General features: G+C 64.3%; 12 protein-coding genes, 1 tRNA gene and 1 pseudogene. 11 read left to right on the forward strand and 3 right to left on the reverse strand.

Features of this window, described 5'->3' with window-relative positions; all coding sequences use genetic code 11:
• The 4 genes from truB (at window position 1) to CAG41_RS11675 (ending at window position 3,849) form a co-directional block, all read left to right on the forward strand.
• A complete protein-coding gene (gene truB, locus CAG41_RS11660) occupies window positions 1-918 on the forward strand; it encodes a tRNA pseudouridine(55) synthase TruB (RefSeq protein WP_085578456.1) in 918 nt (305 codons plus the stop codon).
• 139 nt (window positions 919-1,057) lie between these two features.
• Window positions 1,058-1,327, forward strand: a complete 270-nt coding sequence (gene rpsO, locus CAG41_RS11665) for a 30S ribosomal protein S15 (RefSeq protein WP_085578459.1) — start codon at window positions 1,058-1,060, stop codon at window positions 1,325-1,327.
• Window positions 1,328-1,536: 209 nt separating this feature from the next.
• Entirely contained in the window at window positions 1,537-3,642 is a 2,106-nt protein-coding gene (pnp, locus tag CAG41_RS11670; RefSeq protein ID WP_085578461.1) for a polyribonucleotide nucleotidyltransferase, read from the forward strand.
• Between the two features lie 131 nt (window positions 3,643-3,773).
• Window positions 3,774-3,849 (forward strand) — tRNA-Thr (locus tag CAG41_RS11675).
• A 6-nt stretch (window positions 3,850-3,855) separates the two neighbouring features.
• On the opposite strand, the gene CAG41_RS11680 is transcribed toward CAG41_RS11675, so the two are convergent.
• The gene (locus CAG41_RS11680; protein ID WP_085638371.1) at window positions 3,856-4,470 is read right to left on the reverse strand and encodes a hypothetical protein; all 615 of its coding nucleotides are present in this window, start codon (window positions 4,468-4,470) and stop codon (window positions 3,856-3,858) included.
• A 275-nt stretch (window positions 4,471-4,745) separates the two neighbouring features.
• On the opposite strand from CAG41_RS11680, the gene CAG41_RS11685 reads away from it, so the two are divergent.
• Window positions 4,746-5,042 (forward strand): DUF6388 family protein, encoded by a 297-nt coding sequence (locus CAG41_RS11685; RefSeq protein ID WP_085638374.1) that lies wholly within the window; start codon window positions 4,746-4,748, stop codon window positions 5,040-5,042.
• A gap of 51 nt (window positions 5,043-5,093) precedes the next feature.
• Here CAG41_RS11685 and nadC read toward each other — a convergent pair whose 3' ends face one another.
• Window positions 5,094-5,942 (reverse strand): carboxylating nicotinate-nucleotide diphosphorylase, encoded by an 849-nt coding sequence (gene nadC, locus CAG41_RS11690; protein WP_085578467.1) that lies wholly within the window; start codon window positions 5,940-5,942, stop codon window positions 5,094-5,096.
• Between the two features lie 313 nt (window positions 5,943-6,255).
• Between nadC and CAG41_RS11695 the strand changes: the two genes are divergently transcribed.
• The 6 genes and pseudogenes from CAG41_RS11695 (at window position 6,256) to CAG41_RS11715 (ending at window position 12,723) form a co-directional block, all read left to right on the forward strand.
• On the forward strand, window positions 6,256-8,433 hold the full coding sequence (locus CAG41_RS11695; protein WP_085578469.1) for a DUF1631 domain-containing protein: 2,178 nt from the start codon (window positions 6,256-6,258) through the stop codon (window positions 8,431-8,433).
• Window positions 8,434-8,497: 64 nt separating this feature from the next.
• On the forward strand, window positions 8,498-9,058 hold the full coding sequence (ampD, locus tag CAG41_RS11700) for a 1,6-anhydro-N-acetylmuramyl-L-alanine amidase AmpD (RefSeq protein ID WP_085578471.1): 561 nt from the start codon (window positions 8,498-8,500) through the stop codon (window positions 9,056-9,058).
• The gene (gene ampE / locus CAG41_RS11705) at window positions 9,055-9,891 is read left to right on the forward strand and encodes a regulatory signaling modulator protein AmpE (RefSeq protein WP_085578473.1); all 837 of its coding nucleotides are present in this window, start codon (window positions 9,055-9,057) and stop codon (window positions 9,889-9,891) included. Before ampD ends, ampE begins: the two co-directional genes overlap by 4 nt.
• Before the next feature lie 1,201 nt (window positions 9,892-11,092).
• A pseudogene (locus CAG41_RS29155) lies at window positions 11,093-11,296 on the forward strand (HAMP domain-containing protein); the annotation flags it as partial.
• 153 nt (window positions 11,297-11,449) lie between these two features.
• Window positions 11,450-12,154, forward strand: coding sequence for a methyl-accepting chemotaxis protein (locus CAG41_RS29160; protein WP_371856093.1), 705 nt, complete (start codon window positions 11,450-11,452; stop codon window positions 12,152-12,154).
• A 179-nt stretch (window positions 12,155-12,333) separates the two neighbouring features.
• Entirely contained in the window at window positions 12,334-12,723 is a 390-nt protein-coding gene (locus CAG41_RS11715; protein WP_085694965.1) for a hypothetical protein, read from the forward strand.
• Here CAG41_RS11715 and CAG41_RS11720 read toward each other — a convergent pair whose 3' ends face one another.
• A complete protein-coding gene (locus CAG41_RS11720; RefSeq protein WP_085694964.1) occupies window positions 12,724-13,500 on the reverse strand; it encodes a TatD family hydrolase in 777 nt (258 codons plus the stop codon). It abuts the gene before it with no gap.

Consider the following 13,500-nt stretch of genomic DNA (forward strand, 5'->3'; position numbering starts at 1 on the left):
GTGGCCCAGGTCAAACGTATCCGTCGTAACGTCAGCGGCATCATCCTGCTCGACAAGCCGCTGGGGTTCACCTCCAACGCGGCGCTGCAAAAGGTTCGCTGGCTGCTCAACGCCGAGAAGGCCGGGCACACCGGCAGCCTCGACCCGCTGGCCACCGGCGTGCTGCCGCTGTGCTTCGGCGAGGCGACCAAGTTCTCGCAGTACCTGCTCGATTCCGACAAGGGCTATGAGACGCTGGCGCAACTGGGCAAGACCACTACCACGGCCGATGCCGAGGGCGAGGTTCTGCAGGAGCGTCCGGTGACCGTTGGTCGCGCCGACATAGAAGCCGTCCTGCCGAAATTCCGTGGGCAAATCAATCAGATACCGCCGATGTACTCGGCGCTCAAGCGTGATGGCCAGCCGCTCTACAAGTTGGCCCGTGCAGGTGAAGTAGTGGAGCGCGAACCGCGTTCTGTTACTATTGCGCGCTTGGAATTGCTGGCCTTCGAAGGCGATACTGCGCGACTGGCGGTGGATTGCAGCAAGGGCACCTATATCCGTACCCTGGTGGAGGATATCGGTGAGCAGCTCGGTTGCGGTGCGTACGTCGCTGAATTGCGGCGTACCCAGGCCGGGCCTTTCACCCTGGCGCAGACCGTGACCCTTGAAGAGCTCGAAGCGGCCCATGCCGAAGGCGGCAACGAAGCGCTCGACCGCTTCCTGATGCCGGCGGACAGCGGCCTGCAGGATTGGCCGCTGCTGAAGTTCTCGGAGCACAGCGCGTTCTACTGGCTCAACGGCCAGCCGGTGCGCGCTCCGGATGCGCCGAAGTTCGGCATGGTGCGGGTACAGGATCACAACGGTCGCTTCATCGGCATCGGTGAAGTGAGCGAAGACGGGCGCATCGCGCCGCGTCGCTTGATTCGGTCGGAATGACCGGAACCGGTCCGCGTAACAGCGGGCCGGCGAGGGTGGCTGTCAACAGGCACGGTCACTGCTCTTTTATTGATACAGGGATTTGTCCCTGGCCTGTTGAAACCGTCCCTGGACGGTTTCCTGATAAAAGGATTGCCTCATGGCTCTCAGCGCAGCAGAAAAAGCTCAAATCGTTACCGACTACCAGCAAGCCGTTGGTGATACCGGCTCGCCAGAAGTGCAAGTTGCACTGCTGACCGCCAACATCAACAAGCTGCAAGGTCACTTCAAGGCCAACGGCAAAGACCACCACTCCCGTCGTGGTCTGATCCGCATGGTTAACCAGCGTCGCAAGCTGCTGGACTACCTGAAAGGCAAAGATCTGAGCCGCTACAGCGCTCTGATCGGCCGCCTGGGCCTGCGTCGCTAATCAGCGATTGCGCTATGAGGTTGGTTGCCTGTCGGCTGTCTGCGGTTTTCCGCCGGCAGGCGGCAGGCTTCCAGCCTCAAGTTTTATCTGAGGCACCTGTTTCATCCCGGCAGCACCCCGGACAATCCGCATCGGGCCGATTCCCGACATTGCCCAAGAATTTCGCAAGAAACCAGTTCCCCCAAGAGCCACAAAGAAGGTAGGACACCGTGAACCCGGTAATCAAGAAGTTCCAGTTCGGTCAGTCGACCGTCACCCTCGAGACAGGCCGCATCGCCCGTCAGGCCACCGGCGCAGTGCTGGTCACCGTTGACGACGACGTCAGCGTATTGGTGACCGTGGTCGGCGCCAAGCAAGCCGATCCGGGCAAGGGTTTCTTCCCCCTGTCCGTTCACTACCAGGAAAAGACCTACGCCGCAGGCAAGATCCCTGGCGGTTTCTTCAAGCGCGAAGGCCGTCCTTCCGAGAAGGAAACCCTGACTTCCCGACTGATCGACCGTCCGATCCGTCCGCTGTTCCCTGAAGGCTTCATGAACGAAGTGCAGGTCGTCTGCACCGTCGTCTCCACCAGCAAGAAGACCGATCCGGACATCGCTGCGATGATCGGCACCTCGGCTGCCCTGGCCATCTCCGGCATTCCGTTCGACGGCCCGATCGGCGCCGCCCGCGTCGCTTTCCACGAAAGCACCGGCTACCTGCTGAACCCGACCTACGAGCAACTGGCCGCATCGAGCCTGGACATGGTCGTGGCCGGTACCGAAGAAGCCGTGCTGATGGTCGAGTCGGAAGCCAAGGAACTGACCGAAGACCAGATGCTGGGCGCCGTGCTGTTCGCCCACGACGAATTCCAGTCGGTCATCAAGGCCGTCAAGGAACTGGCCGCCGAAGCCGCCAAGCCGACCTGGGACTGGGCGCCTGCCGCCGAGGCCACCGAACTGCTGGGCGCGATCCGTGCCGAGTTCGGCGAAGCGATCTCCCAAGGCTACACCATCACCGTCAAGGCCGACCGCTACGCCCGTCTGGGCGAGCTGCGCGACCAGGCGGTCGCCAAGCTGTCCGGTGAAGAAGGCCAGCCTTCGGCCGGCGACGTCAAAGCCGCTTTCGGCGAAATCGAATACCGCACCGTTCGCGAGAACATCGTCAACGGCAAGCCACGCATCGACGGCCGCGACACCCGCACCGTGCGTCCGCTGAACATCGAAGTCGGCGTGCTGCCGAAGACCCACGGTTCGGCGCTGTTCACCCGTGGCGAAACCCAGGCCCTGGTGGTCGCGACCCTGGGCACCGCCCGTGACGCGCAACTGCTGGACACCCTGGAAGGCGAGAAGAAAGACTCGTTCATGCTGCACTACAACTTCCCTCCGTTCTCGGTGGGCGAGTGCGGTCGCATGGGCGGTGCCGGTCGTCGCGAAATCGGTCACGGCCGTCTGGCCCGCCGTTCGGTCCAGGCCATGCTGCCTGCCGCCGACGAATTCCCGTACACCGTTCGCGTGGTGTCGGAAATCACCGAATCCAACGGCTCCAGCTCGATGGCTTCCGTGTGCGGCGCTTCCCTGGCCCTGATGGACGCCGGTGTGCCGATGAAGGCACCGGTGGCCGGTATCGCCATGGGCCTGGTGAAGGAAGGCGAGAAGTTCGCCGTCCTGACCGACATCCTGGGTGACGAAGACCACCTGGGCGACATGGACTTCAAAGTGGCCGGTACCGCCAAGGGCGTCACCGCGCTGCAGATGGACATCAAGATCAAGGGCATCACCGAAGAGATCATGGAGATCGCCCTGGGCCAGGCCCTGGAAGCTCGCCTGAACATCCTCGGCCAGATGAACCAAGTGATCGGCCAGTCGCGTACCGAACTGTCGGCCAACGCACCGACCATGATCGCGATGAAGATCGACACCGACAAGATCCGCGACGTGATCGGCAAAGGTGGCGCGACCATCCGTGCAATCTGCGAAGAGACCAAGGCGTCGATCGACATCGAAGACGACGGCTCGATCAAGATCTTCGGCGAAACCAAGGAAGCCGCAGAAGCTGCCCGTCAGCGCGTTCTGGGCATCACCGCCGAAGCCGAGATCGGCAAAATCTACGTGGGCAAGGTTGAGCGCATCGTCGACTTCGGCGCGTTCGTCAACATCCTGCCGGGCAAGGACGGTCTGGTGCACATCTCGATGCTGAGCGACGCTCGCGTAGAGAAAGTCACCGACATCCTGAAAGAAGGCCAGGAAGTGGAAGTGCTGGTGCTGGACGTGGACAACCGCGGCCGCATCAAGCTGTCCATCAAAGACGTGGCGGCTGCCAAGGCTTCGGGCGTTTAATCGACCCCAGGCTTTCGCGCAATGAAAATGCCCCGCCGTGAAAACGGCGGGGCATTTTTTTTCCTGTCAAAAATGATTGCGGCGCGAGATGGGTTGCCGGGCGCCGAGACCGATGCTAGGTTTAGCCCACCGCCCGTGTAGCTCAGCCGGTAGAGCAGCGCACTCGTAACGCGAAGGTCGCAGGTTCGATTCCTGTCTCGGGCACCATTCCCCTCATTTCACCTTGCGGCTCAGCTCCTCCACGGTGCGCTTGAGCTGATCCATCGCACGGTCCTGATCGCTGACGTCCCGCTTGAGGCTCGACAGCTCGCTTGAGCTGGAGCTGGAACCGCTGCTGCGTTTGAGTTCCTCGACCTGCCGGCGCAGGTTGTCCAGTTCCCGGTCCTGCTCCTTGACCTTGTTCCTCAGTTCGTCGGTGTCGCGGCTGCCGGCGCTTGAGCTGGAACCGCTGCTGCGTTTGAGTTCTTCCATCTGCCGGCGCAGGGTGTCCAGTTCACCGTCCTGTTTCTTGACCTGTTCCTTGAGCTGGTCAGTCTCCCGGCTGCCGGCGCTGGCGCTGGAGCCGCTGCTGCGTTTGAGCTCTTCGAGCTGGCGCGTCTGGTCGCCGAGGGTGTCGCGCATCTTCTTCAGTTCATCGAGGCTGATGTCGGTTCTGACGATCACGGTCTTGCCGTTGTCGTTGTGGATGGCGGGAACCGAGTCGCCGTAGCCGGGGAGCCGGTCGCTCAGCTCGATGGCCATTGCATTGCCCGGCAGGGCCAGCGCCCCGAGCAGGGCGGTCATTGCGGTAGTGGACACAACAGACGACAACTTCGAAAGGCTGCGCATCACTGGGTTTCCTTGTGGACAGCGGAGAGGCGTGCCGATATGGCACATCGCTATGACTCGGAATCCGGATTTATGTTCCCCCGGTCAGCTTTTTGTGCGAGAGATGTAAAGACCCGTGTCATTCGTCATCCAAACGTCCTATATTCGGCGCCAGCACAAGCATCGCCCTGCAGTGTTCAGATGATCCCGAATGGTTCCGAGGCCGGACAATCCGCGGCAGAGAGATCCCAGAAGATCCAGATCCATCACCCATTCCCCTGATCAGCGAGAACGCCATGATCCCAAAAGAACAACGAATCGATGTAGCGCTGGAGAAATACCTGGCGGCGACGCCTTCCCTTCAGGAAGAGATCAGCGCCCTGGACGCCACCGAGCAAAAGCAGCAGGCGCAGTGGGCGTTCGAGGACGAAGCCGAGTCCCGCGGGCTGGAGCCTTGGGAACTGGTGCTGGAGCTGGTGGCCGAGACGCCGCAGGAGCTCAAGGCCATGCGCCTGGAAGTGCATCAGGAAGTGGCCGAAGCCTTGGGCATGAAGCTGCAGGCCTATCTTGAACTCAACGAAATCGACGATTGAAACAAAAACGCCAGCCCCGACGGAGCTGGCGTTTTTCGTTGCGCGGCGGCTTCAGAGGCTCAGGCGCATCGACAGGTCCACCGCCTTCACGTCCTTGGTCATGGCGCCGATGGAAATGTAGTCCACGCCGGTGCGGGCGATCGGCAGCAGCGTGCTTTCGTTGATGCCGCCGCTGGCCTCCAGCTTCGCCTTGCCGCCGTTCAGGCGTACGGCTTCGCGCATGTCGTCCAGGCTCAGCTCGTCGAGCATGATGATGTCGGCGCCGGCGTCCAGCGCCTCCTTCAGTTCATCCAGGCTTTCCACTTCGACCTCCACCGGCTTGCCCGGCGCGATCCGGTGCGCGGCGGCGATGGCCTGGGGGATGCCGCCGCTGGCGGCGATGTGGTTTTCCTTGATCAGGAACGCGTCGTACAGGCCGATGCGGTGGTTGTGGCAGCCGCCGCAGGTCACCGCGTACTTCTGCGCCAGGCGCAGGCCCGGCAGGGTCTTGCGGGTGTCGAGCAGCTTCACGCCGGTCTCGGCGACGAAATCCGCCAGTTGTCGGGCGCGGGTCGCGACACCGGAGAGCATCTGCAGGAAGTTCAGCGCGCTGCGTTCGCCGGTCAGCAGCGAACGGGCCGGGCCTTCCAGGTGGAACAGCGGCTGGTTGGGGCTCACCCGGTCGCCGTCGCGCACCTGCCAGTGCACCGCCACCCGCGGGTCGAGCTGACGGAACACGGCGTCGACCCAGGCGGTGCCGCAGATGACGGCGGCGTCGCGGGTGATGATGGTCGCCTTGGCCAGGCGTTCGGCCGGGATCAGTTGTGCGGTGATGTCGCCGCTGCCGATGTCTTCGCGCAACGCACGGCGGACGTTGGCTTCGATTTCGGCGGTCAAATCGGCGAGACGTAGGTTCGGCATAACGGGCTCCACAGACAAAGTGGCCCGATTATAGGGGCATGGCAGGGCCCAACCCAAGGCGGGTGCGCAGGGACTTGAGCGCAGCCGGTCGATTTCCTTGAGCAAATGCGCGCCGGGAGCGGTCACTGGAACAGCGCCGGGGCCTAGGGGAATCCCTGAGGGCTCTGGCGCCGGGGACATTTTTTGCAAGATAATCCGCCTTGCATTTGACGTCATGGCTTTGACGTTTGTCTTTGAGCCCGCTTTCCGGCCGTTCCCCGACAGGGATCGGCAGGCCCGCGCACTTGAAGAATCACCGTTTCAGGAGGCTTGGATGCACAACGACGGGAATGTAGTGCCTTTGCGCAAGGCCGCTACCGATCCGGCGAACCCTTCGCCGCTCGCCCGCCTGCCTGTGATTCTGCTTCAGGTGCGCGACAAGGCCACCCAGCAACTGCGCCACGGCCTGCAGGCGCTGTTCGACAATGCCGACGACACCCTGTTCGAAATGGCCGACCGAGCCCGCAGCGACGTCGAGCAGAACCTCTTTTTCGAGGCCATGCGCGACCTGCGCCTGAAGCGCAAGAACATCGAGCGCGGCTTTCTCGAACATCTCTTCGAGGCGTTCGTCGGCCTCACCCAGTACGATCCCGCGCAAAACGCCTTGCCGTCCTCGCTGCTGCCGGACGAAACCTCTGAACGCACCGACGACCGGGAGCGCAGCGTCGCCATCGAGACCATGGTCGGCCGTGTGCTGAGCCGCGACGGTTTCGCCCTCGATCAATTGACGGCGCGGCTCAATGCCCTGCTCGGCAAGACCCTGGAGGATCGGCACAACCCGCTGGGTCCTTCGATGTTGTGCGAATATTTCCTGCTGGCCGGGCGCAACCTGGGGGTGGGGATCAAGGTCAAGCTGATTCTGCTCAAGCTGTTCGAGCGTTACGTGCTGGCCGACACCGATCAGCTGTATGCCGAAGCCAATCAGTTGCTGGCCGCCACCGGCGTGCTGCCCGAGCTGAAACCGGCGCCCGCGCGCCGTGCCATCGACCAGGCCGTCACCCGTGCCAGCAGTGAGCCGACGCACAGCGAACCGCCTCCGCTGGAGGACGGCGTGCAGGAAGTCTTCTCGGCGTTGCAGGCACTGCTGTCGCACCTGCGCGGCAGCGTGGCGCCGATCCTGGAGCCCAGTTCGGCGGTTCAGCCGATCTCCACCCGCGACCTGCTGCGCCTGCTTTCGCACTTGCAGCAGTACGTGCCGACGCTGGCGGCGTTGGACGATTTCGACCTGCGCAACCAGCTCGAGCAATTGCTGACCCAGGTGAGTGTGCGCAGTGGCAAGTCGCGCATCGTCGGCGGCGCCGACGAGGACGTGATCAACCTGATCGCCATGCTGTTCGAGTGCATCCTCGACGACCGCAACCTGCCGGATTCGCTCAAGGCGCTGATCGCTCGGCTGCAGATCCCGATGCTCAAGGTCGCGGTGCTCGACAAGAGTTTCTTCAGCCGCAGCAGTCATCCGGCGCGGCGCCTGCTCAACGAAATCGCGGACGCCGCCATGGGCTGGGGCGAGTGCGACGGCCATGCGCGGGACAGCCTGTACCTGCGCATCGAGCAGGTGGTGCAGCGCTTGCTGACCGATTTCAATGACGATCCGGCGATCTTCTCCGAGCTGCTGGCGGATTTCCTGGCCTTCACCGGCGACGAGCGCCGCCGCAGCGAATTGCTCGAGCAGCGCCTGCGCGATGCCGAGGAGGGGCGGGCGAGGACCGAACTGGCTCGCCGCCGGGTGGAGCAGGCGCTCAACCAGGCGTTGCCGGGCAAGGTGCTGCCGCCCAAAGTGGTGGCGTTCGTCCAGGATGCCTGGAGCAAGGTGCTGCTGCTGACCTGCCTGAAGCACGGCGACCAGAGCGCCGAATGGCGGGCGGACGTGCAGACCATGGAGCAATTGGTCTGGAGCGTGCAGCGTCACGATGGGCCGGAGTCCGGCATGCGCCTGCTGGCGATGGTGCCGGGGCTGCTCAAGTCGTTGCGCGACGGCCTGAGCAGTTCGGCGTTCGACCCGTTCGCCACCAGCGAGTTTTTCAGCGAGCTGGAAGCGCTGCACGTGCGCCTGTTCGAGCGTGCCGATGAGTCCGGCCCCACCGAGGCGCTGGTCTTAGTCGAGGTGGCGTTGCCGGTGGCCCTGCGCGCGGCGGACGAGGGCATGCCTTTGCGCCTGCCGCAGGACGATGCCGGCCTGCGGCAGGTCGAGCAGTTGCGGCTGGGCAGTTGGGTGGTGTTTCGCGAAGACGAAGAGCACACCTTGCGCTGCAAGCTGGCGGCCATCAACGAGACCACCGGCAAATACGTGTTCGTCGACCGCACCGGCATGAAAGTGCTGGAGCGCGACCGCACCGGGCTCGCCCTGGAGCTGCGTCGCGGCGCGGCGTGGCGGCTGGACGACACCTTGCTGTTCGACCGCGCGCTGGAGTCGGTGCTGGGCAATCTGCGGCGGCGCAATCGCGCCAAGTGATCGCGTCCGGCACGCCGATCACGGCATACTGGGCGCCAACACAGATGGCGTTGAAGGAATCGGTATGCAGTTGGATCCCGCAAGCGGGTGGTGTCACGGGGTGCAGGTCTGTCCGTCGCCCAACTTCAATGAACGCCCGACGGGCGAAGTCTCCCTGCTGGTCATCCACAACATCAGCCTGCCGCCGGCGCAGTTCGCCACCGGCAAGGTGCAGGAATTTTTCCAGAACCGTCTGGATGTCACCGAACATCCCTACTTTGCGGGTATCGCCGACCTGCGGGTGTCTGCGCACTTTCTGATCGAGCGTGACGGCAAGGTCACTCAGTTTGTCTCCTGTCTTGAGCGCGCCTGGCACGCCGGCGTCTCCCGTTTCGAGGGACGCGAGACCTGTAACGATTTTTCCGTGGGCATCGAGCTCGAGGGCACCGATGATCTACCGTTCACCGACGCGCAGTACCAGGCGCTGACCGCGCTGACCCGGCAGTTGCAGGCGAGGTTTCCGGCCATCACCGGACAACGCATCTGCGGGCACAGCGACATCGCCCCCGGCCGCAAGACCGACCCGGGGCCGGCATTCGACTGGGCACGCTACCGGGCGGCCCTGGCACAAGAGGAAGGACAATGAGTTTTCTGGTGTTGCTGTTGGCGGTCTGGATCGAGAAATTCTCGGCCCTGCGCCATCGGGTCCAGCGCGACGGCGGATGGATCCGCGAACTGCACAAGCTCGAAAGCGGCGGCCTGGCCAAGCGCCCTTGGCTGGTGCTGACGGTGCTGGTGCTGCTGCCGGTGGCGCTGCTGGCGTTGCTGCTGGTGGTGCTGGAACCGGTGGCCTACGGCCTGCTGGCCCTGCCGGTGCATCTGCTGGTGGTGATCTACAGTCTGGGGCGCAACGACCTGCTCGGCGGCCTGGGGCCGTTCCGCGACGCCTGGCGCCGGGAAGACCTGCAAGCGGCGGCCCACGTGGCCAAGCGCGACCTGGGCATCTGCGCCGACCGTGGCGAGCAGTTGCTGGCGCGGGTGCAGGGGCATCTGCTGTGGCAGGCCTACCAGAGCTTCTTTGCGGTGATCTTCTGGTATTTCCTGCTGGGCCCGGTGGCGGCCTTGAGTTACCGCTTGCTGGCGCTGGCCGAGGAGAACGCCGCGAACCCGGCGGTGGCCGAACGGGCGGCGCAGCTGCGGCACGCGTTCGACTGGGTGCCGGTGCGCCTGCTGGCGGCGAGCCTGGCCTTGGTGGGCAACTTCGTCGCGGTCAGCCGGGTGATGCTGCATGAACTGCTGAACTGGCACATCAGCGCCGCCCGCCTGATCGACAAGGCAGGCCTGGCCGCCGGGGAGATCCCGCCGCCGGTGACCGGCCCGGAAGGCATCAACACCCTGGATTGCCTGTGGGAACTGCTGCTGCGCGCCGCCGTGCTGTGGTACGCCGGGTTTGCCTTGTGGACCGTCCTGGTCCGCTGACCCGCATAGCCTGAGGCGAGGGCGCTTGCTCCCGTCGGACTGCGCAACACGCCCGCTGCGAATGGGGCGCTCCGCTTCCCGGCGGGAGCTAGCGCCCTCGCCTCGGCCGTTAACCTTAAGTTACAAAACCTCCCTCCGATTTGAGCTATACAGAGATGGCGCTCGATAGTGGCTATCTGCTTTCGCCCCGCGCCTGCCAATAAAAACAAGAACAAACCTAGGGAGACTTCCAGTGAAGAGCTTGCTCTATCCCGCCGTCTCGCTGATGAACCGCCTGAGCTTCGGCATGAAGTTCAGCCTGATCAGCGTCCTGTTCCTGGTGCCGATGCTGGTGACCAACTTCTATCTGGTGCGCGATTCGTACCGCGAGTTCCAGGGCACCCGGGTGGAACTGCAAAGCCTCGACCTGCTGGGCAGCAGCCTGAGCCTGCGGCGGGATCTGGAGACCCTCAACAACCTGGTGCAGATCAACGTGACCCTCGGCCAGTCGGGCAAGGCGGGCAATGTCGAAGCGAACATCACCACCCTTGAGCAGAACGTGCTGACGCGCCTGCAAGGGCTGAAGGCGATGACCGACGATCCGGAGCAGACCGCGGTGTTCGACGCCAAGCGCGATGAGATGATCGCCGCGTTCAAGGCCCAGCAAGCGGAGAACTCCCTGCAAAGCAAAAGCGCGCTGATCGGCAAGCTGCTGGGCAGTGCGCAGATCTTCAGCCAGATCGTCGCCAGCCAGGCCGGCCTGAGCCGCGACGGCCAAAGCGACATGCGCCAGCTCAGCGAGCTGGTCACCGCCATCACCCCGGCCGTCACCCAGACCCTCGGCGAAGGCCGGGCCATGGGCTCGTACTCGTTGGGCCAAGGTTTTCTCAACAGTTCATCCAGCACCCGCTTCGACGAGCTGTTGGCGCAGATCGAAAAACTCCAGGCCGAGTACGGCCTGAAGCTGCAGGATGCCCTCGGTTCGAGCAAGGCGGCGCGGGAGTTCCTCAGCGCCCCGGCGGACGCCAGCAAGGCCTCGCTCAAGCAGGCCAGCGAGCTGTTCGAGGAGCAAGTGGTGATGGCCGACACCCTCGATGCGCCCTGGCAGGCGTTCTACGATCAGGTCAGCGGGCTGATGGAGCGCACTTACCAGCTCAACGAAGCGACCCTGAAGTTCCTCGACAGCCAATTGCAGCAACGCCTGGCCCAGAACCGCACGCACATGGTGCTGCAGGCGGTGGCGCTGGCGGTGGTGTTCGTGTTGATTTTCTACCTCTACGGCGGTTTCTACGCGTCGACCCGCACCACCCTGAAACGTCTGGGCGCCATGATGGACAAAGTGGCGGCCGGCGACATGACGGTGAATTTCCGCGCCAACAGCCGGGATGAACTGGGCGAGCTGGGCGAGGTGTTCAACGGCACCGTGAAGAAGATCCACGACCTGATCGAACGGGTCGGGCAGACCGTCAGCGAGGTCGAGCGCCAGGCCGGTCAGGTGCAGAGCGTGTCGGCCCAGAGCAACCAGGCGGTGGCCGGCCAGCGTACCCAGATCGAGCAGGTGGCGACGGCCATGAACCAGATGTCGGCCACCTCCCAGGAAGTGGCGCGCAGCGCTGCGGCGGCGGTCAGCAGCGCCCACAGCGTGAACGACGAGACCGTCAGCGGGCGCGGCCTGGTGGAGTCCCAGCAGGGCAGCATCGCGGCGCTGGCCAGCGAGATCGATCAGTCAGTGCTGGTGATCAACCAGTTGGCCAGCGACAGCCAGTCGATCAGCAGCGTGCTGGAAGTGATCAAGAGCATCGCCGAGCAGACCAACCTGCTGGCGCTCAACGCCGCCATCGAAGCGGCGCGGGCGGGCGAGCAGGGGCGGGGTTTTGCGGTGGTGGCGGACGAGGTGCGCACGTTGGCCAAGCGCACCCAGCAATCGACCGAGGAAATCGAGCAGATGATCGCCAAGCTCCACGGCGGCGTGGGCGCGGCGGTGAAGGCCATGGGCGTCAGCCATCAGATGGCCAACGGCACCGTGGGGCAGTCGGAAAAGGTACAGCAGGCGCTGGAAAACATCCTCGGCGCGGTCGGAATGATCGTCGACCAGAACCAGCAGATCGCCGCCGCCGTGGAGCAGCAGACTGCCGTGGCCCACGACATCGACCAGAACATCGTCGAGATCAACCGTGCCGGCGAGCGTACGGCGCAAGGCGCGCACCAGACCGAGAACGCCAGTCGCGCCCTGTCGGCGCAGGTGGTGGAGCTCAAGCAGTTGATCAACGCGTTCCGGGTCTGACGTTGGGTTCGATCCGGCCTTCGTGGGAGCGGTCGTGCTCCCACGGCTGAGGTTGTGGAATTTTTTGTAGTACTTTTTTGCTTACATTTGTAAGCCAAATCCTGTTTTTCTCCGCGCTCTGTTTTTTCGTCTTCAATCAATCAAGATCACCCGACTTGACCGCTTGGAGGAGCCCGTTAATGTCCGTCGCCACCTTGGGAGTCCAAGGCCGTTGCGCCCATTGTCAGACCACCTTGGTGCTGAAGCCCTGGCAGCTCAATGCCCTTTCGATCAACGAAGCCTTCACCTGCCCCCATTGCGAGCAACGGTTGGAGCTGCGTTGCCCGCAGCAGATCAAACGCTTCAGGTCCCTCGACTCGCTGGGGCTGTTGCGCGCCAGCGCGCGGGTGACGGTGTGCACCGCGCTGCTGGTGGCGCTGGTGATGGAGTGGGTGGGGCTGCTCAGCGTCACCGAACAGTTGAACGCGTCTTTGATCACGGTGTTCGTGTACTTCGCCGTCACGCGTTACTTCCGCCACCGGCAGCACCTGACGCTGATCCTCGACGCCGCCAAGGCCCACGGCGACTGATCACCAGCCGAACACCTCGCAGGCATTGGCCGTGCTGGCGGCGGCCAGTCGTTCGGGGCTGACGGCCATCAGGGCGGCCAGCGCCGCGCAGATCGCCGGCAGATGCGCGGGGGTGTTGCGCACGCCGGGGAACATGGCGGGGGCCATGTCCGGCGAGTCGGTCTCCAGCACCACCGAATCGAGCGGCAGATCCGCCAGCACCCGGTGCAGGCGCAGCGCCTGGGGCCAGGTCGGCGCGCCGCCCAGGCCCAGCCGGAACCCCAGCTTGATGTACTCCCGCGCCTCTTCGCGGCTGCCGGCGAAGGCGTGGATGATGCCGGCGCGCTTGAGCCTGAAGCGCTTGAGCGTGGCGATCACCGCCGCATGGCTGCGCCGCACGTGGATCAGCGCGGGCAGCCCGAAGTCCGCCGCCAGTTGCAGCTGAGCCTCGAACAGCGCCTGCTGGCGCTCGCGGTCGAGGGTTTCGATGAAGTAGTCCAGGCCGATCTCGCCCACCGCGCACAATTGCCGATGGCCGCGCAGCCGGGTCAGCCAGTCGCCGAGGGCCTGCACGTCTTGCGGGCGGTGTCGGTCGAGATACACCGGATGCAGGCCGAACGCCGCGTACAGGTCGGCGTCGCCCTGCACCAGGTCCCACACCCGTTGCCAATTGCCTTCATATACCCCCAGCACCACCATCCGCCGCACTCCGAGGGCGCGGCTCTCGGCCATCAACGCCGTGCGGTCGGCGTCGAAGTCGGGAAAGTCCAGATGGGTGTGGCTGTCGATCAGCTCCAC

It is taken from the genome of Pseudomonas sp. B35(2017) (genome assembly GCF_002113645.1).
Lineage (GTDB): Bacteria > Pseudomonadota > Gammaproteobacteria > Pseudomonadales > Pseudomonadaceae > Aquipseudomonas > Aquipseudomonas ekonensis.